Genomic DNA, 21,111 nt, shown 5'->3' with positions numbered 1-21,111 from the left:
CGCTCGGTAATACGGCGTTAAAAATCAGGTCAAAATGCTCATTTACACCACGTAAACTGCGCTTTCTCACCGATTTTTGCCTTGTCTAACCATCGCTCGTCGACTTTTCGTTTAAAGCCTAAATCGCGCTGGCACCAGGCCCCGCCCGGGGCCTGGTGCCAGCGCCTTGATAAACCCTGTCAGTTGGGCTCCGGCCCCATGATGGTATGGAACAGTTCTTCGCTCGGCAGGCCTTGGCTCATCTCGAGCTTGCCATCGTTGCGATAGACGATGCCCGGGGTCGCCACCATGCCGAAGCTGCGAAACAGTTCGTGGTTGCTCTGCAGGCGCTGCTCCAGGTCTCTGGGCAGTTGGCGCATGGGCTCAATCGGATCGCCGCTCTCATGGGCGCGGAGGGCGGCCTGAGGGTCATCGGCGGCCAGCATCGTGACCGCCTGGCGCGGACTCTCGGGGTCGAGGATACCGACCATCACGTGGCGTAGCTGGACCTGGCCGCTTTCGACGAAGGGCCGGCTCTGCTGCCACAGGCGGGTGCAGTAGGGGCAGTTGGGATCGGTGAACACATAGACGATGCGCTCGGCGTCGGGATAGCCGTCGGCGATCCAGGCGCTGTCCTCAAGGCTCTGCCAGGTGGTCTCGTCCTGGGGGCCGCGCACCAGGCGCTCCAGCGGCGCCTCCGACAGATTGTTGGCGTCGGCGTCGATCAGATTGCCGACGATGGCGTGCTCGCCATCCTCGGTGACGAAGATGGTCATCGGCTGTCCGCGATGGCTGGCGGCGAAGCCGCTGAGCCCACCCGGCGCGTCGAATTCACCGTGCACCTCAAGACCTTCCTCCTCCAGCGCCTCGATGGGGGCGGGGTGGTCCTCGGCCTCGACGCTGGACAGTGGCATCAGGCCGAAGGCCACCGCCGCCAGGGTCATGAAGGAACGCTGATGGCGGGGCAGGTCGGGGAGGCGGGGCAGTCGGGGGCGGCGGGGCATGTCGTTACTCTCCGGCATCTTGTAGGACGAATCCCGCGACAAGCGAGAATCACTCGCACTAGGACAGCAGCAAACGCCATCGGTTCGACCGCTGACGTCGCCGGGCAGTGAAAGCGCCAGGGCCGCGCTGTTGTGTGATACACCGAGCGCGCGGTGGCTTATCTGTCGGTGCGCACCAGCCACAGTGAACGATAGGGGGCCAGGGTGTCGACGGGCCGCCAGGCGCCCCCTTCCAGCAGGTCCTGCCAGCCGGACTGGTCGAGGCCGTCCAGTACCAGTGGCTGAGGCCGATCGGTGACGTTGTGAATGGCCAACAGTCGACGGCCATCGTCCAGGGGGCCGCGCTGGATCGCCAGCAGCTCCGGTGGTGTGGGGATGACCGTCTGGGCCGCATCGGGGTGGAAGCAGGGTTCCCTGCGACGGATCTCGAGACGGCGGGTGAGGGCGAAGAACACCTCGCGGGTCGGCGTGTGACGGCTGTCCAGCAGAGGTTCCAGCTCCTGGCGGTCCCAGCGCTTGCGATTGATCGAACGCAGGCGCCCGCTGCGTTCGACCCCGTCGTGGTCGTTCTGGGTGGCGGTCAGGCAGTGCAGGTAGACGCCGGGGATACCCTTCAGCACCAGCATCAGGTGCTGACTCAACAGGAAGCGCTCGACCTGCCACGGGTCGGGGCCGCGCCGGGTGCCGCTCATGGCATCGAACCAGGTGATATTGAGCTCGTAGGGGCTGTCGCTGCCGTCGGCCTGCCGGCGCATGCTGACGAAGCCACCGAAGCGCTGCATCAAGGCGACCAGGGCGTCGATCTCGTGGCCTTCCAGCCAGCCTTCCAGCGGGCGCACGCCAATACCATCGTGGCTGGCGGTGAAGTTCAGATAGCTGCAGCCGGCGGGGAGCTCGGGCAGGCTGTCGAGCCAGCGCGCCAGGGTGCCGGCCTCGCCACTGGTCAAGGTGTGCAGCAACAGAGGTGGCAGCGGGAACTGGTAGACCAGGTGGGCCTCGTCGGGCGGCGTGTCCTGTCGCTCCAGGCCGAAGTAGCTGATGTTCTCGGCGTGGGGCACATTGGTCTCGGTGATGATCAGGGTGCCGGGGGCGACGTGGTCGACCACCGCCCGCAACAGCCGCACCACCGCGTGGGTCTCGGGAAGGTGGATACAGCGGGTGCCGGGGCGTTTCCACAGGAAGGCGACGGCGTCCAGCCGGACGATGCGGGCGCCCTGCTGCAGGTAGAACAGCAGGATGCCGACGAATTCGATCAAGACGTCGGGGTTGGCGAAGTTGAGGTCGATCTGGTCCTCGGAGAAGGTCGCCCACAGGTGGCGAACGCCACGGCGGGTGCTGACGGGGACCAGTAGCGGTGAGCTGCGCGGACGCACCACCTCGCTGAGATCGGTATCGGGGTCCATCTCGATGAAGTAGTCGCGCCCGGGCAGGTTGCCGCCGAGATAGTCGGCGAACCACAGCGATTCCCGCGAGACATGGTTGAGCACCAGGTCCACCATCAGATCATGGTGACTGGCCAGGCGCCGGATATCGCGCCAGTCGCCCAGTTTCGGGTCGACCTCGCGATAGTGGATCACCGAGAAGCCGTCGTCGCTGCTCCAGGGGAAGAAGGGCAGCACATGGACACCGCTGAAGACAGTCTTCAGGCGCTTGCTCAGGAACTCATCGAGTACCGCCAGGGGGGGCTTGTCGGCATCCAGCAGCGAGTCGCCATAGACGATCAGCCACTGGTCCTGCTCGCTCCACAGCGTCTGGCGTGCACCATGACGGTGCCTCAACCCGGCCCCCTGCGCTTCGATCAGGCGCAGCAGACGGCGCAGGACCTCTTCGCTGCGTGCACCATAGAGAGGCGCGAGCAGCTCTGCGGCACGCTGGCGAAAGTCGTCGGGTTCCAGGGGGGAGAGGTGGCTTGCCATGGTGTCCTCCGCAGGCGTGGGGGCGCCTTGCCCCGTGAGCGCTCGCCATTTCATTGACGGCTAGAAAGAAAGTATCAAGCACAGGGCGTGCCAACTCAGCTGAAATCGCGGATGACCTGGGCCATTGCGCTGGGCGGGGCAGGCCTCAGCCGTTACACTATGGCGACATATTTTTCCTGCCGGACTGTCCGCTATGCATTGCCCCTTCTGTGGCGCCCAAGAGACCCGAGTGACTGACTCCCGGCTGGTCGCCGAAGGTGATCAGGTGCGCCGACGGCGGCAGTGTGCTGGCTGCGGTGAGCGCTTCACCACCTACGAGACCGCTGAACTTATCATGCCACGGATCATCAAGGCCGATGGCTCGCGGGAGGTGTTCGACGAGATCAAGCTGCGGGCCGGCATGCTGCGGGCGCTGGAAAAACGCCCGGTCAGCGCCGAGTCGATCGAGGCGGCGGTGGAACGTATCCGCCAGAACCTGCGCGCACGGGGCGAGCGCGAGGTCCAGGCGCGGGTGGTCGGTGAAGAGGTGATGAATGCCTTGAAGCGCCTCGATCAGGTGGCCTATATCCGCTTTGCCTCAGTCTATCGACGGTTTCAGGATATCGACGAATTTCGTGCCGAGATCGACCGCCTGGCCCAGGAGCCGAGTTTCTCGCCCGACACCGGGGAGAGCACATGAATCCGACGGACATCACGGCAGGCCAGGATGAAGCCTGGATGGCCAGGGCATTGAAGCTGGCCGAACGCGGTCGCTACACCACCATGCCCAATCCGAGGGTCGGCTGCGTACTGGTCAAGCACGGCAAGCATCTGGCCGACGGCTACCATCAGCGCGCCGGGGAGCCCCACGCCGAGGTCCATGCACTCGAGGCTGCCGGTGAGCACGCCCGAGGCGCGACCGCTTACGTGACGCTGGAACCCTGCTCTCACCAGGGGCGCACAGGGCCTTGCTGCGATGCCTTGATCAAGGCCGGTGTCGCCAGGGTGGTGGTAGCCATGCAGGATCCCAATCCTCAGGTGGCGGGGCGGGGTATCGCACGCCTGCGTGACGCCGGGGTCGAGGTAAGGCTCGGTTGCCTCGAGGCGGACGCCCAGGTATTGAACGCCGGCTTCGTGTCGCGCATGACCCGGGGGCGTCCACGGGTCAGCCTCAAGCTCGCCATGAGCCTCGACGGCCGTACCGCCATGGCCTCCGGCGAGTCCCAGTGGATCACCGGTGCCGAGGCTCGGCGTGACGTCCAGCGGCTGCGGGCTCAGAGCTGCGCCATCCTCACCGGGGTGGATTCGATCATCTTCGACAACTCGCGGCTGACGGTGCGTGCCGATCAGCTCGGGCTCGATGACGCCGAAGTCATCGCCCGACGCCAGCCGCTTAGGGTCGTGGTGGACTCGCGCCTGCGTATGCCGCTGGCCGCTGCCTGCCTGAGCGAGCCAGGGGAGACGCTGGTGGTCTGCGTCGAGGGCAGCGAATCCCCTCGCAGAGACGCGCTGATGCGCTCCGGCGCGCGGGTGCTGGAGATGCCTGCAGGCGACGACGGCCGCGTCGATCTTGGCGCGCTGCTCAAGTGGCTCGGTGACGAGGGCGGCTGCAACGAGCTGCTGGTGGAGACCGGCGCGACCCTGGCAGGTGCCTTGATGGATGCCTGTCTGGTGGACGAGTTGCGTCTTTACATGGCGCCGACCCTGCTCGGCTCCGACGCGCGCGGGCTGATGGCGTTGTCGGGCATCGAACGCATGGCCGAGCAGCGGCCTCTGGAAATTCTCGATATCCGCGCCCTCGGCAAGGACTGGCGTATTCTGGCGCGCCCGGCGCTGGCCGCCTGCGCCGAGCACTGACCCGACGAAAGTCGCCGGGGGATCGCAGTAGCGGGGCTTCATATAAGCGGCGCCCGATGCCTTGTCTGGTCTTTGTCTATCCCAGGCGCCCGACGCCGCGCCGCTATCTCAGGCGCCCGACGCCGCGCCACTATCTCAGGCGCCCGACGCCGCGCCACTATGACTGGCGCCCGACGCCGCGCCACGGTACCCTGACGCGGTTTCTGGCCGCCGTCGCGAGTGGCCATTTTAGATCCAGGGAGCATACATGTCGCAGTCTTCCAGCGGGGGCCTGGCCCCTATTGCCGAACTCGTCGAGGATATCCGCCAGGGCCGTATGGTGATCCTGATGGACGACGAGGATCGGGAAAACGAAGGTGACATCATCATGGCCGCCGAGAAGGTCGAGGCCTGGCACATCAACTTCATGGCGGTTCACGCCCGTGGTCTGATCTGCATGCCGATGACCCGGGAGCGCTGCGAACAGCTCAAGCTGCCGCTGATGGTGCAGGACAACGGCTCCGGTTTCGGTACCAAGTTCACCCTCTCCATCGAGGCCGCCGAAGGGGTCAGCACCGGCATCTCCGCTGCTGACCGCGCACGCACGGTGCAGGCCGCCAGCGCGCGCAATGCCAAGGCAGAAGACATCGTCCAGCCCGGCCACATCTTCCCGCTGATGGCCGAGCCCGGCGGCGTGCTCAGGCGCGCCGGCCACACCGAGGCGGCCTGCGATCTGGCCGCCCTGGCCGGTTGTGATCCCAGCGGTGTGATCTGCGAGATCATGAACGACGATGGCAGCATGGCCCGACGTCCTGAGCTCGAGCGCTTCGCCGAGACCCACGGGATCAAGATGGGTACCATCGCCGACCTGATCCACTACCGGATCCACAACGAGCAGACGGTAGAAGAGGTCGAGCGACTGCCGGTGACCACCGCCTACGGTGAGCTGACCGCCCACGTCTTTCTCGACCGCACCCACAAGGTGCACCACCTGGCGCTGGTGAAGGGCTCGCCGAGTCCGGACAGCGTGACCACGGTGCGGGTGCATCTGGCCAACGAGATGCGTGACCTGATGTGCCTGGTCAAGGGCGAGGACGCCTCCTGGCGCGCCCACCAGGCGCTGGAAGAGGTGGCGCGGGCCGAGCAGGGTGTCTTCGTGCTGCTCGATGACATGCGTCCGCATCAGGACCTCAACGATATGCTGCAGGTGTTCCTGGAGCGCCGCCGCACCGCTCGCGGCAGCGAGTCCGACGGCGCCGGCAACTACCTGACCATCGGCACCGGCTCCCAGATCCTGCGCGAGCTCGGTGTCGGCAGGATGCGTCTGCTGAGCTCACCGTGGAAGTTCTCCGCGCTGTCGGGTTTCGATCTCGAGGTGGTGGACATCGTCTCGCCAGGCGATATCAGCGGTTGATTCACGCCGGGCGAGGCAGTAATGCTGGCGTCCGGTGTTTCGGTTTTTACCAGGGGACAGGCCCTTTGACAGGGTCACCCCGACTACCGGCCCCAGGCCGGTACATTCAGGAAGATTCAAGATGCAATCTATTTCCCAAGTCGAAGGCAGCTTCGTCGACGTCCAGGGCCGCTACGTGATCGTCGTGGGCCGCTTCAATCACCATGTGGTAGATAGCCTGGTCGAGGGCGCGGTGGACAGCCTGGTGCGCCACGGGGTGGACATGGAGATGATCGACATCGTCCACGTCCCGGGCGCCTGGGAACTGCCGCTGGCGGTCAAGCGTGTGCTCGCGGTGGCGCGTCCCGACGCCGTGGTCGCGCTCGGCGCGGTCATTCGCGGCGGTACCCCGCACTTCGAGCACGTGGCCGGCGAGTGCAATTCCGCGCTGTCGCGGCTGCAGCTGGAGTTCGACACCCCGGTGGCCAACGGTGTGCTGACGGTCAACTCCATCGAGCAGGCCATCGAGCGGGCCGGCACCAAGGCCGGTAACAAGGGCGTCGAAGCCGCCATGGCCGCCATGGAGATGGTGTCGCTGCTGCGTCATTTTGGTGACGATGCCGAGGAGACCCCCGCATGAGCCGCGAACAGCGTGCGCCCAGCAAGGCCCAGCAGTCTCGCCGTGCGGCTCGCGAGCTGGCGGTGCAGGGACTTTATCAGTGGCAGATGACCGACAAGTCCATCACCGCGGTCGAGGCCGAATTTCGCAGCCAGGTGCCCGATGACGACCTGGAGGTGCACGAGAACTGGCTCAAGGTCATGGAAATCGCCGATCTGGCGCTGTTCCATGAGCTACTGCATAACGTTGCACGCTACCGCAAGGAGCTCGACGCCTCCATCTCGCCGCTGCTGGACCGCCGCCTCGAGGACATCGATCCGATCGAGCTGGCGATCCTGCGCCTTGGGGCCTACGAGCTGTCCAAGCGTCTGGAGGTCCCTTATCGGGCGGTGATCAACGAAGGGGTCGAGCTGGCCAAGTCCTTTGGCGCCACCGATGGCCACAAGTACATCAACAGCATTCTCGACAAGCTGGCCATCAAGCTCAGAAGCGCCGAGGTCAGTGCCCGTCGCCGCTGAAGGTCGCGCCTGATGTACGGAGAATTCGAACTCATCGAGCGCTGGCTGGCGCCCACGACGGGCGAGCCCGGCAAGGCCTCCGGCGTCTCGCTCGGGGTGGGTGATGACGCCTGCCTGATGCGCCCTGCGCCAGGGCACGAACTGGTGGTCAGCGTCGACACGTCGGTGGAAGGGCAGCATTTTCCCGAAGACGCACCGCCGCAGGCGCTGGGGCATCGCGCCCTGGCGGTGAGCCTGAGTGATCTGGCCGCCATGGGCGCGCAGCCGCGCTGGTGTCTGATGGCGCTGACGTTGCCCGAGGTGGAAGAGCAGTGGGTGGCAAAGTTCGCCCAGGGCTTCCATGCTGTGTGCGACGAGGCGGACATGACCCTGGTCGGGGGCGACGTCACCCGGGGCCAACGCGCCGTCAGCGTCACCGTGATGGGTGAGGTACCCACGGGCGAGGCGCTGCGTCGCGACGGTGCCCGCGCCGGCGACGTGCTGGCGGTCACCGGTGCGCTGGGTGGCGGCGCCGGGGGACTGGCGGCCTGGTACGAGGGTCAGCGAGATCTTGAGTCACCGCTGCTTGCCCGCTACCTGTTGCCCCAGGCGCGCTGGCAGGCAGGTCTGGCGCTGCGGGGACTGGCCAGCGCGGCCATCGACGTCTCCGACGGCTTGCTTGCCGACCTTGGTCACCTGCTGAAAGCCAGCGGTGTCGGGGCGCGTCTTGACGCCGAAGCGCTGCCTCTGGCCGAAGGGCTCGTAGAGGCCCTCGGCACCGAGGCGGCCCGAGAGGCCGCCCTGACCGGCGGCGACGACTACGAGCTGGTCGTGGCGCTGCCGTCGGCGGCGTTCGATCGGGCCCGCCTGGCACTGGCAGAACTGGGGCTCGCCTTCGTTGCCATCGGCCAGGTCACCGCGTCGCCGGGGATACAAGGGGTGAATGCCTCTTCGCTGCCGGGGTGGCAACATTTCCACGGAGGGACATCGTGAACAAAGCACCGGCTAGCGTGTGGCGTCGACCGACCCATTTTCTTGCCTTCGGGCTGGGCAGCGGGGCGGCGCCCTTTGCCCCGGGGACCTTCGGGACCCTGGCGGCCATTCCCTTCTACTGGCTGTTGTCCGAGCTGACCCTGGGCTGGTACCTGGTGATGATCGCCATCACCTTCGTCTGGGGTGTCTGGCTGTGCGACAAGACGTCCCGGGACCTCGGCGTGCACGACCACTCCGGTATCGTCTGGGACGAGTTTGTCGGCTACTGGCTGACCATGGCGGCGGTGCCCTTTTCGTGGGAAGCGGCGCTGTGGGGCTTCGTTGTCTTTCGCGTATTCGACGTGATCAAGCCCTGGCCCATCCGCTGGGCCGATCGTCGCGTCGCCGGCGGCTTCGGCATCATGGTCGATGATGTCATGGCCGGCGTTTACTCCTGGTGCACCATGCACCTGTGGTTCTGGCTACACTGAACAGCGTATCGTCACGCCGACGGGGGCAGGGAGGCTCCTCTCGGCAGAGAGGGCAAGGAATGCGCAAGGAACGATGGATCGTACCGGTGGTGGTGGTGCTGGCGCTGGCCTGGGCGGTGGCCCAATATCTCGCCAGTCTGCTGTTCGAGCGCGAACTGGAGAGGGCGCTTGCCGATCTCGAGGCGCGCGGTGACCTGCGAATCTCGCGCGACGACGTGGAGCAGGGCTGGCTGCGTTCCTCCGGCGTGTTGCATGTAGCTCCCCTGATCGGTCACGCCTGGCATCTTGCGATTCCCTATGAGGCACGCCACGGCGTACTCGATACCAGCGTCTTTGGCCGGCTCGACGTACACGTCGGCGACGCCGACCGGCGCCTGTTCGGTGATGCCATGCCGGCAAGCCCGCCCCGCTGGGAAGCTCACTACCGCACCCTGGGGGGCACCCTGCAGGGGGAGTTGCGGCTGGCACCATTTCTCATCAGTCAGTCTCCGTCCGGTGAAGCGCCTCGCTCGCTGCAATTCTCCGGTGGACGTATCGCCTTTGACGGAGTCTATGGCGACTGGCGCACCCAGGTGCTGCTGGAGGCGATCGAGTTGCGCGATGGAGATGCGGTGCTGGAAATCGGCCCGCTCCATCACGAAAGCCGTTACGCCTATACCCCCGGGGCCCTGCACTTCACCCAGCAGGACAAGCTGACCCTGGACGCCGTCAGTCTGCGTCACCCTCAGGTCAACCTGGATGGCACCGAACTGGTGCTCGAGGCCCGCACCCTGCTGGATGACAGCGAGCTGAGGCTGCAGAGCACCTTGACCATCGGTGAGGTGCGCTCCGGCGACGACATGCTGGTGGACGGCGAGGTCAGTCTGGAGCTGTCTCGCATCAACGCCGAGGCGCTGCGTTCGGTGGTGGCCCTGGCGCGTCACAAGACCGCGCTAGGCACCGTCTCGCTCGAGGACGCCGAGGCCTACTCGGCGATGGATCGCGCCCTGGCCCAGTTGCTCAAGGACTCTCCGCGTCTGGATCTGAAGGACGTGGATCTCGACAGCCCCATGCTGGGACTGAGTCTCAAGGGCGAGGGCGTGCTGGTGCTGGACCCCCGAGACCTTGCGTCGCTGAGCCTGCTGTCGCTGGATCGCCCCGAGATGCGCGAGCGCTTTCGCCAGCGCCTGGACGGAGACTTCGAATGGCGTGAGCCGCCGGCCGTGGTCGCGCTGTGGCTGGGGTTGCCGCTGGATACCTCGATGCTGGGCATCGACGTGGTCAAGGGGCGACTGCGGGTCAACGGACGTCCGGTACCACCGCTGCTGGGTGGTTGAGCGGACTCCGCTCACACCGTCAGAAGAGCCACCAGATTCCTGTCCCCTGAAGTCCCTCCCGGCAGGGCCCGGCAGCGTCCCCGATGGCGGCACTCTGCTGCTATCCTCCTGTCACGCCTTGAACTTGGTCGTGGTCGCCCGCATTGCTGATACCCAGACGGGCAAGACGCCCCCTACTTCAGGATGAGGACACCATGAGCGATGATCGCGATCCCCGGTCCGACGATCTGGACTGGATTCCCATGAGTGGCGACGCCGAAGACGGAACCGCGGACGGCCTGGCCGATGGCGAGCAGGTCCAGGGCCATGCGGTGATTCCTGCCAGCGCCTCGCTGCCGGAACGGCTTTACCTGTTGCCGATTCACAATCGTCCCTTCTTCCCCGCCCAGGTGCAGCCGCTGGTGATCAACCGCGAACGCTGGTCCGAGACCATCGAGCGGGTCGCCAATACGCCCCATGACACCGTCGGTCTCGCCTTCGTCGGAGAGGCCGGTGTCGAGGAGCTGTCCCACGAGGACTTTCCGACCATCGGCACCGCGGTCAAGGCCCACAAGCTGCAGGGCGAGGACAACCAGATCCAGTTCATCGCCCAGGGCGTGCGACGCTTCAAGATCGAGCGCTGGCTGTCGCGCACCCCGCCGTTTCTGGTCGAGGTGTCCTACCCTCGTGAGCCGGTGGACGCGGAGGAAGACGAGACCCGCGCCTACGCCATGGCGCTGATCAACGGCATCAAGGAACTGTTGCCGATCAATCCGCTGTACGGCGAGGAACTCAAGCACTACCTCAATCGCTTCAGTCCCCACGAGCCGGGCCCGTTGACCGACTTCGCCGCCGCCATCACCTCCGCCCAGGGGCAGGAGCTGCAGGACGTGCTCGCCACGCTGCCGGTGGTGCCGCGGATGCAGAAGGTGCTGCCGCTGCTGCGCAAGGAGATCGAGGTGGCGCAGCTGCAGAGCGAGATCAGCGAGCAGGTCAACGCCCAGATGCAGGAGCGTCAGCGCGAATTCTTCCTGCGCGAGCAGCTCAAGGTGATCCAGCGTGAGCTGGGCATCTCCAAGGACGACCGTGAAAACGACGTCGACACCTTCCGCGCGCGCCTCGAGGGCCGCGAGGTGCCCGAGCGGGTGCAGGAACGCATCGACGACGAGCTGGCCAAGCTGTCGGTGCTCGAGACCGGTTCGCCCGAATATGGCACCACCCGCAACTATCTGGACTGGCTGACGGCCATGCCCTGGGGCCAGCGCAGCCAGGACCAGCTGGACCTGGGCCACGCCAGACAGGTACTCGACCGCGACCATGACGGACTCACCGACGTCAAGGAGCGGATCGTCGAGTTCCTCGCCGAGGGCACCTTCAAGGGTGACGTGGGGGGCTCCATCGTGCTGCTGGTGGGACCACCAGGTGTCGGCAAGACCTCCATCGGTCGCTCCATCGCCGAGGCGCTCGGCCGCGAGTTCTATCGCTTCTCGGTGGGTGGCATGCGCGACGAGGCCGAGATCAAGGGCCACCGGCGCACCTACGTCGGCGCCATGCCCGGCAAGCTGGTCCAGGCGCTCAAGGAGGTCGAGGTCGAGAACCCGGTGATCATGCTCGACGAGATCGACAAGATGGGCCAGTCCTTCCAGGGCGATCCGGCCTCGGCCTTGCTCGAGGTGCTGGACCCGGAGCAGAACGTCGACTTCCTCGACCACTACCTCGACGTTCGCCTGGACCTGTCCAAGGTGCTGTTCGTGTGCACCGCCAATACCCTGGATTCCATCCCGCCGGCGTTGCTCGACCGTATGGAGCAGATTCGTCTGTCGGGCTATATCGCCGAAGAGAAGCAGGCCATCGCCAGGAACCACCTCTGGCCCAAGCTGCTCAAGCGCGACAATATCCCCAAAAAGCGTATCAATCTGACCGCCGCAGCCCTGCGCCAGGTGGTCGAGGGCTACGCCAGGGAGGCCGGTGTCAGGCAACTGGAGAAACAGCTGCACCGGATCGTGCGCAAGGCCGCCGTCAAGCTTCTGGAAAACGACCAGGCGACGGTCAAGGTCTCGCTCAAGAACCTCGAGGAGTTCCTCGGCGCCCCGCTGTTCCGCAAGGAAAAGGTGATGAAAGGGCAGGGCGTGGTCACCGGCCTGGCCTGGACCTCCATGGGCGGTGCCACCCTGTCCATCGAGGCCGGCAAGGTGCACGGGCTGGATCGCGGCTTCAAGCTAACAGGCCAATTGGGCGACGTGATGAAGGAGTCGGCCAACATCGCCTACAGCTATGTTCAGGGGCACCTGACCGAGTACGGCGCCGATGCCGGCTTCTTCGATGCCTCCTTTGTTCACCTGCACGTGCCGGAAGGCGCCACCCCCAAGGATGGCCCCTCGGCGGGGGTGACCATGACCACGGCGCTGCTGTCACTGGCGCGTCATCAGTCCATCGAGCGCAACCTGGCGATGACAGGCGAGCTGACGCTGACCGGACAGGTGCTGCCGGTAGGGGGCATTCGCGAGAAGGTCATCGCCGCGCGCCGCAGCGATATCTTCGAGGTGATCCTGCCCGAGGCCAATCGGCGCGACTATGACGAACTGCCGGAGTACCTCAAGGACGGCATGACCGTGCATTTCGCCAATCGGTACAAGGACGTCGCCAAGGTGGTGTTCGCCTAACGGCAATATGACGGTGCATTTCGCCGACAGTGAGCCGTCAAGCCGTTCCGGATCGGGCCCGAGGCCGCATGACGCGGTTCTTGGGCCCGTGGCGTGATGGCCTGTGCAAGGCTAGTCAGTGCCGTCTGTGCGTGACAGAATCGACAGTCTGGACACGCGACACCGCCCGGTTGCCTTCTGCATCACGGGTGGACGAAAAATGACGAGGATTCCATGCCTGAGTATCGCTCCCGTACCACCACCGCCGGTCGCAACATGGCCGGCGCTCGCGCCCTGTGGCGCGCCACCGGCATGAAGGATGGCGACTTCCAGAAGCCGATCATCGCGGTGGCGAACTCCTTCACCCAGTTCGTGCCGGGCCACGTTCACCTGAAGGACATGGGCCAGCTGGTCGCCCGTGAAATCGAAAAGGCCGGCGGTGTGGCCAAGGAATTCAACACCATCGCCGTGGACGACGGTATCGCCATGGGCCACGACGGTATGCTCTATTCGCTGCCGAGTCGCGATCTGATCGCCGACAGCGTCGAGTACATGGTCAACGCCCACTGCGCCGACGCCCTGGTGTGCATCTCCAATTGCGACAAGATCACGCCTGGAATGTTGATGGCCGCCATGCGCCTCAACGTGCCGGTGATCTTCGTCTCCGGCGGCCCCATGGAAGCCGGCAAGACCAAGCTGCTGGATCACGGCCTGGACCTGGTGGACGCCATGGTCATGGCCGCCGACGATTCGGTGGACGAGGAAACCCTGAACGAGGTCGAGCGCAGCGCCTGCCCCACCTGTGGCAGCTGCTCCGGCATGTTCACCGCCAACTCCATGAACTGCCTGACCGAGGCGCTGGGCCTGGCGCTGCCGGGCAACGGCACGGTGCTGGCCACCCACGCCGATCGCCGCCGCCTGTTCGAGACGGCGGGCGAGCGCATCGTCGAGCTGGCCAGGCGCTACTACGAAGGTGACGAAGCGCACCTGCTGCCCCGTGCCATCGGCTCCAAGGCGGCGTTCAAGAACGCCATGACCCTGGACATCGCCATGGGCGGCTCCACCAACACCATCCTGCACCTGCTGGCCGCGGCCCAGGAGGCAGGCGTCGACTTCAACATGATGGACATCGACCGGCTGAGCCGCGAAGTCCCTCAGCTGTGCAAGGTGGCGCCCAATACCCAGAAGTATCACATCGAGGATGTGCACCGGGCCGGCGGCATCATGGCGATCCTCGGCGAGCTGGATCGCGCCGGAGTGCTGGATACCTCGGTGCCCACGGTCTACGGCGACAGCCTCAAGCTGGCCCTCGACGAGTGGGACATCATGCGCAATCCGTCGGCGGAGGTGGTCAACTTCTTCAAGGCCGGCCCCGGTGGTATCCCGACCCAGACGGCGTTTTCCCAGAGCGCCCGCTGGCCGAGCCTGGACGGTGACCGCGCCACCGGTTGTATCCGCGACTACGAACACGCCTTCTCCAAGGAGGGCGGGCTCGCCGTGCTGAAGGGCAACATCGCTGAGAACGGCTGTGTGGTGAAGACCGCCGGCGTCGACGACAGCATCCTGGTGTTCGAAGGGCCGGCCCACGTGGTCGAGTCTCAGGATCAGGCGGTGGAACATATCCTTGGCGACAAGGTGAAGGAAGGCGACGTGGTGGTGATCCGCTACGAAGGCCCCAAGGGCGGCCCGGGCATGCAGGAGATGCTCTACCCGACGTCCTATCTCAAGTCCAAGGGGCTGGGCAAGGGCTGCGCCCTGCTCACCGACGGACGCTTTTCCGGCGGCACCTCAGGGCTGTCGATCGGCCACGTCTCGCCGGAGGCCGCCGCCGGCGGCGCCATCGCTCTGGTGGAAAACGGCGACCGTATCCGCATCGACATCCCCGCTCGGAGCATCAATGTCCTGCTGGACGACGCCGAGCTTGCCGAGCGCCGCCAGCGCCAGCAGGAGCGCGGCAAGGATGCCTGGAAGCCGAGCATTCAGCGTCTGCGCAAGGTGACTCCTGCGCTGAAGGCCTATGCCTTGTTGGCCACCTCGGCAGACATGGGCGCGGTGCGCGATCTGGAAAAGCTTGACGACTAATATCTGCGCTTTTTAGCACAGAGTAGCTCGATGAAGGCCGGCATACGCCGGCCTTCATCGTTGATGGCGTCCAGCGCTCAGGCGACTCGCTTGAAGAAATGAGCGACCGATCAGCGAAATGAAACAGCTTGCGTGTACGCCGGAACTCGATAATTTCCGGGGATTTGGTCATTCTGACGTGACAGGGGATCGACAGATCAAAGCAGCCCTCGACAAGATGGGCGAGATGCAGGCACGGGGACCGCTATGAAAACACAGACTCTCAATGTGGGCCTGGTGGGTTACGGCATGGCTGCCAAGACCTTCCATGCCCCCTTGATCCAGGCCGCGCCAGGGCTCGAGCTGACCTCGGTGGTCAGCTCCGACGCCGACAAGGTCTTGCGTGACCTTCCGGACGTGACGGTGCACGCCAAGCTCAACGAGCTGCTCGAGGTGCGCCACGTTGACCTGATCGTGATTGCTACACCCAACGAGCAGCACTATGCCATGGCCAAGGCGGCTCTTGCGGCAGGCAAGCACGTGGTGGTGGACAAGCCGATCACTGTGTCGGCCTCGGAGGCGCGTCAGCTCCGCGCCCAGGCGGACCGCTCGGAACTGCTGCTCAGCGTCTTTCACAATCGTCGCTGGGACTGCGACTTCCTGACGGTGCGCAAGCTTCTGGAGCAGGGCCGGCTGGGGCGAGTGACGTCCTTTACCTCGCGTTTCGATCGCTATCGACCGGCGGTGAACAACCGCTGGCGAGAGCAGCACAAGCCCGGTGGCGGCATCTGGTACGACCTCGGCCCGCATCTGCTCGATCAGGCCATAGAGCTGTTCGGCATGCCTCGGGCAATTCTGCTGGAACTGGCCTCCGCCAGAGACGGCGCCGAGGTGGATGACGACTTTCTGGCGCTGCTCGAGTACGACCGCCTCAGGGTGACCCTGCAGGCCAGTTCGCTGGTAGCCGAGCCCAGCCCGCGCTTCGTGGTGCACGGCACCGAGGGTAGCTATTCGATCTACGGGCTCGACCCCCAGGAAGGCTGGCTCAAGCAGGGACTGATGCCGAGTGAAGACTGGGGCGTCGACGATGCGCCGGGACAACTGACCCTCAACCGGGGCAGCGCCGAGGAGCCGGACCTGGTCACCGAAGAGTGGCTGTCGGAACCGGGCAATTATCCCGCCTTTTACACTGCCGTCGCTCAGACCCTGCTGCATGGCGACCCGCCGCCGGTGTCCGGCGAGCAGGCGGTGGACGTGATGACCTTGCTGGAAGCGGGGCTCGACAGCTACCGCCAGGGGCGCTGGGTGCGCCTGAAGGAAGGCAACAGCAACCTCCGCCGGCTGCACGCCCGTCGCTGAGGCGAATCAGCCAGGCACGACAAGAGGGCCTTGGCCAAGGAAGCTTGGCCAAGGCAAATTCGACCAAGGCACGTTGACCAGGGGGCCGTCAGGGCCCCCTGGTCGTATTGGTAGGGTGGGTCTTACCAAAGTGAGGTATCGGCCTGCTCGCCCTTGAGCTTGTCCCGGGCGATGTACAGCGCGGCGATGGCGCGGGCCTCGTGGAAGTCCTCCCGGGCGAGCAGCGCGGTTATGCTGTCCAGCGCATGGGTCTCCACCACCAGCGGCTCCGGCTCATCGCCCTCCAGGCGCTTGGGGTAGAGGTCGCTCGCCAGCATGACCTGCATACGCTGGCGCATATAGTTGGGCGACAGGGAAAGCTCGACCAGCGGTTCGATACGCCGGGCGCCCACACCACACTCTTCCATCAGCTCGCGGTTGGCGGCGGTGACGATGTCCTCGCCGGGGTCCACGACGCCCTTGGGCAGGGTCAGTACATAGTCCTCGAAACCGGCGGCGTACTCTCGGATGAGCAGCACATGGTCGGGGTCGGGCATGGCGACGATCATGACCGCGCCGATGCCCTTGCCGTTGCCAAGCAGCCGTTCGAAGTGACGCTCGGCGCCGTTGGAAAAGCGCAGTTCGAGTTCCTCGACCCGGAACAGACGGCTCTCGGCGACGGTCTTGCGTGAGAGGATGCGGGGTTTTTCCGGGGAACTGTCGTCCATGGGAGCTCCTGGGCGGTGGGATGGGCTGGTGGATCGCGTAATGAATAACGCAACGAATAGCGCAATGACTAGCGTAATGAACAGGGGGCAGGCGGGGTTGGCGGCGTCGCGGGACATCCGCCGTCCGCACCGGGCCGAGACCAGGCGCAAGCGCCCGGGCTGCGAGCCCGAATGCCTTTGAGGTACACTAACACGTTACTCAGGTGTCGGCGGACGTTCGCCGGCGCAGTGGAACAAGCATTGAGCTGGTGATGGCGGGAGATGAGGTAATGCTCGATTGGGACACCATCGATACCGTGCTGCTGGACATGGACGGCACCTTGCTGGACTTGCACTTCGACAGTCATTTCTGGCTGGAGCATCTGCCTCGCCGCTACGTAGAACTGCACAAGCTGGATGAGGCCACCCAGGAAGTGGTGCGCGCGCGGATCATCCGGGAGCAGGGCACCCTCAACTGGTACAGCCTGGCCTACTGGAGCCGCGAGCTCGACGTGGATATCGTCGCGCTCAAGCGCGAGGTCCAGCATCTGATCGGCCTGCGCGGCGATGCTCTGGACTTTCTGGGCTGGCTCAAGAGCGCCCATCCGCGAGTGGTACTGGCGACCAACGCCGATCGCGAGAGTCTGGCGCTGAAGCTGCCGCTGACGGGCCTCGACGACTACCTGGACGCCATCGTGTCGTCTGCCGATATCGGCGAGCCCAAGGAAGAACAGGCGTTCTGGCATGCGCTCAACGAGATCGAGCCCTTCGACCGCGAGCGGACCCTGTTCATCGACGACAACGCGGCGGTGCTCGAAAGCGCCCGCGAGTACGGTATTCGCCATCTGCTGGGGATCCGCCAGCCGGACAGCCGGCGGCCGGAGAAGTCGCTCAAGGACTTTATCGCGCTGGACCGTTTCGCCGATATCATGCCCTCGGCGCCGCAGACTCCGGAGGCCCCCCGTGGATAGCGTCAGACTCGACAAGTGGCTGTGGGCGGCACGATTCTTCAAGACCCGCGCCCTGGCCAAGAAGGCCATCGAGGGTGGCAAGGTCGAGGTCGACGGGGCCAGGGCCAAGACCAGCAAGTCGGTGAGCCCCGGCATGTTGATACGTGCGCCTCAGGGCTGGGATGTGTGGGAGGTCGAGGTGCTCGAGGTCAGCGAGCAGCGTCGTGGGGCGCCGGAGGCGCGGCGGCTGTACCAGGAGACCGAGCAGAGTCGCGAACGTCGCGAGCGCGAGGCCGATCAGCGCCGCCAGGCCAACGAGGTCTTCAAGCATCCGCTCAAGCGCCCCGACAAGCGGGCGCGCCGCGATATCAAGCGCTTCCAGCGCGAGGGCGGCTCCTGACGGCGCGCGTCGCGCTCATCCCAGCGCCCTCGTCGAACACCCTTCTTTTCGTCAGACGCGCGCCCGCCGGGGCGCGCCCAGCAGAGATCGTTTTTCATGGCTGATCAGATACAGCGATTCATTATCGATGACACCAACGTCCGCGGCGAAGTCACCCGCCTGTCCGAGGCCTACGACGAGGTGCTCAAGCGTCACGAGTATCCGGCCGCCGTCAATCGTCAGCTCGGTGAACTGCTGGCGGCGGTGGCTCTGTTGACCGACACCGTGAAGCTTGACGGCACCATGACCCTCGAGGTGCGCGGCAGTGGTGACGTCTCCCTGATGATGGCGGAGTCCAATCCTGGCGGTGAGCTTCGCGCCATCGCCCGCCTCGCCGAAGATGCGGCACTGCCCGGCGATGAGGCCGGCTTTCGCGAGCTGGTGGGAGAAGGCCAGATCGTGATCACCCTCGACCCCAAGGAAGGGCGGCGCTATCAGGGTATCGTCGGCATCGAGCACGATCGCCTGGCCGGCTGCCTGGAAGCCTACTTCACCCAGTCCGAGCAGCTGCCCACGCGGCTGTGGCTGGCGGCGGACGGTGTCAGCGCCGGTGGCCTGCTGCTGCAGCGACTGCCCGACGAGTCGCTCAATCAGGATGACGACGCCTGGGATCGCGCCTATCACTTGGCTGCCACCCTCAGCGAACAGGAATTGCTGGAACTGGATGCGGCAACTTTGCTGGTGCGGCTGTTCCATGAGGAGCCATTGCGTACCTTCGAATCCAAGGCGTTGCGTTTTGGTTGTACTTGTTCTCGTTCGCGCATCGCCGGGGGACTGATGTCGCTGGGGCACGAGGAATTGCGTCAGATCGTCGCGGAGCAAGGTACGATCGAGACCCAGTGTCACTTCTGCAACACCCGCTACGCCTTCACCGCGGCCGATGTCGAAGCCTTGATCGAGGACCCCAGCGACGGCAGCCCAACGGTGCATTGAGCGGTTGCAGCGTCCAGGCCCGAGCCGTTTCGCTGGCATGAATGGCAGGCTCGAGGTTATCGGGACTGCGGTGGCGGTTGCAGGTTTGTAGTGGAATGACAGGAAATGCACCAAAAAGGCCGAAATGTTGTAATTAAACTACAATAACGTCTTGAAAAATGGGCATTTCCTGTCTCGGGGTTTTTTGCCATAATCCCCGCCGATCCCGGACGCGTCGTCAGTCGAAGAAGACGGTCGAACCGCGTAGTCGACTCGCCGGATCCCTTGCGCCGTTCGCCCTGTCGGATGGCGCCAGTCCACGAGAGAGAAGCCGAAGGCCCAGGAATCCTATGACCACCACCACGCAGTCTTCTACCGTTCACGTCAACCTCAGCACTGCCGAGCTCATCGAGCGTGCGGTGGCCCAGGGCGAGGGCCGACTGGCCTCCCACGGCGCCCTCGTGGTCAAGACGGGTGAACGTACCGGGCGCTCCCCCAAGGACCGGTTCATCGTCGACGAACCGTCCACCAGTGCCCAGATCGACTGGGGCAGCGTCAACCGTCCCTTCGACGCCGAGCGTTTCGATGCACTGTGGGAGCGAGTGGAAGGCTACCTGGGCGAGAAGGACAGCTATGTCAGCGAGCTTCACGTGGGCAGCGATCCGACCCACTACCTGCCGGTTCGTGTGACCACCGAGACCGCCTGGCACAACCTCTTTGGCCGCACCATGTTCGTGCGTCCCGAGGCCTACAATGCGTCACGCAAGGACGAGTGGGAAATCCAGAATGCCCCGCACTTCGTGTGTGAGCCGAGCCGTGACGGCACCAACTCCGATGGCTGCGTGATCATCAACTTCGCCAAGCGCCGGGTGCTGATCGCCGGCATGCGTTACGCCGGCGAGATGAAGAAGGCCATGTTCTCGGTGCAGAACTTCCTGCTGCCCGAGGCCGACGTGCTGCCCATGCACTGCAGCGCCAACGTCGGCGAAGACGGCGAGACCACCCTGTTCTTCGGCCTGTCCGGCACTGGCAAGACCACCCTGTCAGCGGACCCGGGTCGCTACCTGATCGGCGACGACGAGCACGGCTGGGGCGTCGGTACCGTGTTCAACTTCGAGGGTGGCTGCTACGCCAAGTGCATCGACCTGTCGGAAAAGAACGAGCCGGTCATCTGGAATGCCATCAAGTTCGGTACTGTGCTCGAGAACGTGGTGCTCAACGATCGTCGTGAGCCGAACTACGCCGACGACAGCCTGACCCAGAATTCCCGCGCCGCCTATCCGCTCGAGCACGTCGACAAGCGTGTGGCCGAGAACCGCGCCGGCGAGCCCAACGCCATCGTCTTTCTGACCTGTGACATGAGTGGCGTGCTGCCGCCGGTGTCGGTGCTGTCCAAGGAGGCCGCCGCCTATCACTTCCTGTCCGGCTACACCGCCAAGGTGGGCTCCACCGAGATGGGCTCTTCCAGCGGTCTGGAAGCGACCTTCTCCACCTGCTTCGGTGCGCCGTTCTTCCCGCGCCCGGCCCGCGAGTACGCGGATCTGCTGATCAAGCGCGTGGCCGAGAAGGACGCCCAGGTCTACCTGGTCAACACCGGCTGGACCGGCGGTGCTTACGGCGAGGGCGGCTCACGCTTCTCCATCCCGACCACCCGCGCCATCATCCACGCGATCCAGACCGGCGTGCTGCGTGACGTGGAAACCCGCCACATCGACGGCCTGAACCTGTCAGTGCCGGTGTCCGTGCCCGGCGTCGACTCCAGCCTGCTGGACCCGCGTCAGACCTGGGAAGACCAGGCGGCCTACGATCGCAAGCGCAGCGAACTGGCAGGCAAGTTTGTAGAGAACTTCAAGAAGTTCGACGGCGTCAGCGACGCCATCGTCAAGGCGGGCCCGAGCCTGGTCTAGGCGGCTCCGGGCCTGATACAGGCCGAGGGCCAAGTTTGTAGGGCTGACATACGGCCAAGAAGTTCGACGGCGTCAGCGACGCCATCGTCAAGGCAGGCCCGAGTCTGGTCTAGGCGGCTCCGGGCCTGGTTTAACCTGCGGGTTGCCAAGGCAGTAAACGACTGAACCTTGCCG

The 21,111-nt window shown here is 65.2% G+C and carries 18 protein-coding genes; 15 read left to right on the top strand and 3 right to left on the bottom strand.

Annotated features, from left to right (window positions below; all coding sequences use genetic code 11):
• Positions 1 to 179 precede the first annotated feature (179 nt).
• Entirely contained in the window at positions 180 to 983 is an 804-nt protein-coding gene (gene dsbG, locus KUV74_RS02580) for a thiol:disulfide interchange protein DsbG (RefSeq protein WP_261391946.1), read from the bottom strand.
• 158 nt (positions 984 to 1,141) lie between these two features.
• Complete coding sequence (locus KUV74_RS02575; RefSeq protein ID WP_045993088.1) at positions 1,142 to 2,899, bottom strand: sugar phosphorylase; 1,758 nt, start codon at positions 2,897 to 2,899, stop codon at positions 1,142 to 1,144.
• 193 nt (positions 2,900 to 3,092) lie between these two features.
• Here KUV74_RS02575 and nrdR point away from each other — a divergent pair, with 193 nt between their 5' ends.
• The 11 genes from nrdR to KUV74_RS02520 all read left to right on the top strand — a co-directional run bounded on the left by nrdR (position 3,093) and on the right by KUV74_RS02520 (position 16,043).
• The gene (gene nrdR / locus KUV74_RS02570) at positions 3,093 to 3,578 is read left to right on the top strand and encodes a transcriptional regulator NrdR (RefSeq protein ID WP_045993087.1); all 486 of its coding nucleotides are present in this window, start codon (positions 3,093 to 3,095) and stop codon (positions 3,576 to 3,578) included.
• Positions 3,575 to 4,735 carry a bifunctional diaminohydroxyphosphoribosylaminopyrimidine deaminase/5-amino-6-(5-phosphoribosylamino)uracil reductase RibD gene (ribD, locus tag KUV74_RS02565; RefSeq protein ID WP_108131393.1) on the top strand — a complete coding sequence of 387 codons (1,161 nt, stop codon included), beginning with the start codon at positions 3,575 to 3,577 and terminating at the stop codon, positions 4,733 to 4,735. The genes nrdR and ribD overlap by 4 nt, the downstream gene beginning before the upstream one ends.
• Positions 4,736 to 4,982: 247 nt before the next feature.
• The gene (gene ribBA / locus KUV74_RS02560) at positions 4,983 to 6,128 is read left to right on the top strand and encodes a bifunctional 3,4-dihydroxy-2-butanone-4-phosphate synthase/GTP cyclohydrolase II (protein ID WP_108131394.1); all 1,146 of its coding nucleotides are present in this window, start codon (positions 4,983 to 4,985) and stop codon (positions 6,126 to 6,128) included.
• Positions 6,129 to 6,249: 121 nt separating this feature from the next.
• Positions 6,250 to 6,747 (top strand): 6,7-dimethyl-8-ribityllumazine synthase, encoded by a 498-nt coding sequence (ribE, locus tag KUV74_RS02555; RefSeq protein ID WP_222515576.1) that lies wholly within the window; start codon positions 6,250 to 6,252, stop codon positions 6,745 to 6,747.
• A complete protein-coding gene (gene nusB, locus KUV74_RS02550; protein ID WP_045993083.1) occupies positions 6,744 to 7,244 on the top strand; it encodes a transcription antitermination factor NusB in 501 nt (166 codons plus the stop codon). The genes ribE and nusB overlap by 4 nt, the downstream gene beginning before the upstream one ends.
• A gap of 12 nt (positions 7,245 to 7,256) precedes the next feature.
• The gene (gene thiL, locus KUV74_RS02545; protein ID WP_045993082.1) at positions 7,257 to 8,216 is read left to right on the top strand and encodes a thiamine-phosphate kinase; all 960 of its coding nucleotides are present in this window, start codon (positions 7,257 to 7,259) and stop codon (positions 8,214 to 8,216) included.
• Complete coding sequence (locus KUV74_RS02540) at positions 8,213 to 8,686, top strand: phosphatidylglycerophosphatase A (protein WP_045993081.1); 474 nt, start codon at positions 8,213 to 8,215, stop codon at positions 8,684 to 8,686. Before thiL ends, KUV74_RS02540 begins: the two co-directional genes overlap by 4 nt.
• A 59-nt stretch (positions 8,687 to 8,745) precedes the next feature.
• Positions 8,746 to 10,002 (top strand): DUF945 family protein, encoded by a 1,257-nt coding sequence (locus KUV74_RS02535; RefSeq protein WP_108448154.1) that lies wholly within the window; start codon positions 8,746 to 8,748, stop codon positions 10,000 to 10,002.
• A gap of 194 nt (positions 10,003 to 10,196) precedes the next feature.
• Positions 10,197 to 12,644: an endopeptidase La gene (gene lon, locus KUV74_RS02530; protein ID WP_222515575.1), complete on the top strand. Its 2,448-nt coding sequence runs from the start codon at positions 10,197 to 10,199 to the stop codon at positions 12,642 to 12,644.
• A 213-nt stretch (positions 12,645 to 12,857) separates the two neighbouring features.
• Positions 12,858 to 14,705: a dihydroxy-acid dehydratase gene (gene ilvD / locus KUV74_RS02525; protein ID WP_045993078.1), complete on the top strand. Its 1,848-nt coding sequence runs from the start codon at positions 12,858 to 12,860 to the stop codon at positions 14,703 to 14,705.
• A 246-nt stretch (positions 14,706 to 14,951) separates the two neighbouring features.
• Positions 14,952 to 16,043 (top strand): oxidoreductase, encoded by a 1,092-nt coding sequence (locus KUV74_RS02520; RefSeq protein ID WP_045993077.1) that lies wholly within the window; start codon positions 14,952 to 14,954, stop codon positions 16,041 to 16,043.
• 122 nt (positions 16,044 to 16,165) lie between these two features.
• Here the strand turns inward: KUV74_RS02520 and nudE are convergent, their stop codons facing one another.
• The gene (gene nudE, locus KUV74_RS02515) at positions 16,166 to 16,750 is read right to left on the bottom strand and encodes an ADP compounds hydrolase NudE (protein ID WP_045993076.1); all 585 of its coding nucleotides are present in this window, start codon (positions 16,748 to 16,750) and stop codon (positions 16,166 to 16,168) included.
• Between the two features lie 269 nt (positions 16,751 to 17,019).
• Here nudE and yrfG point away from each other — a divergent pair, with 269 nt between their 5' ends.
• The 4 genes from yrfG (at position 17,020) to KUV74_RS02495 (ending at position 20,937) form a co-directional block, all read left to right on the top strand.
• Positions 17,020 to 17,700 (top strand): GMP/IMP nucleotidase, encoded by a 681-nt coding sequence (gene yrfG / locus KUV74_RS02510; RefSeq protein ID WP_108131398.1) that lies wholly within the window; start codon positions 17,020 to 17,022, stop codon positions 17,698 to 17,700.
• Positions 17,693 to 18,079 carry an RNA-binding S4 domain-containing protein gene (locus KUV74_RS02505; RefSeq protein WP_108131399.1) on the top strand — a complete coding sequence of 129 codons (387 nt, stop codon included), beginning with the start codon at positions 17,693 to 17,695 and terminating at the stop codon, positions 18,077 to 18,079. Before yrfG ends, KUV74_RS02505 begins: the two co-directional genes overlap by 8 nt.
• 96 nt (positions 18,080 to 18,175) lie before the next feature.
• A complete protein-coding gene (gene hslO / locus KUV74_RS02500) occupies positions 18,176 to 19,051 on the top strand; it encodes an Hsp33 family molecular chaperone HslO (protein WP_108131400.1) in 876 nt (291 codons plus the stop codon).
• A 329-nt stretch (positions 19,052 to 19,380) separates the two neighbouring features.
• Positions 19,381 to 20,937 carry a phosphoenolpyruvate carboxykinase gene (locus tag KUV74_RS02495; protein ID WP_045994135.1) on the top strand — a complete coding sequence of 519 codons (1,557 nt, stop codon included), beginning with the start codon at positions 19,381 to 19,383 and terminating at the stop codon, positions 20,935 to 20,937.
• The last annotated feature ends 174 nt before the right edge of the window (positions 20,938 to 21,111 follow it).

The sequence above is a fragment of the Halomonas sp. DP1Y21-3 genome, from assembly GCF_019801245.1.
Lineage (GTDB): Bacteria > Pseudomonadota > Gammaproteobacteria > Pseudomonadales > Halomonadaceae > Halomonas > Halomonas litopenaei.
This window is presented reverse-complemented; position numbering and strand designations above follow the sequence as displayed.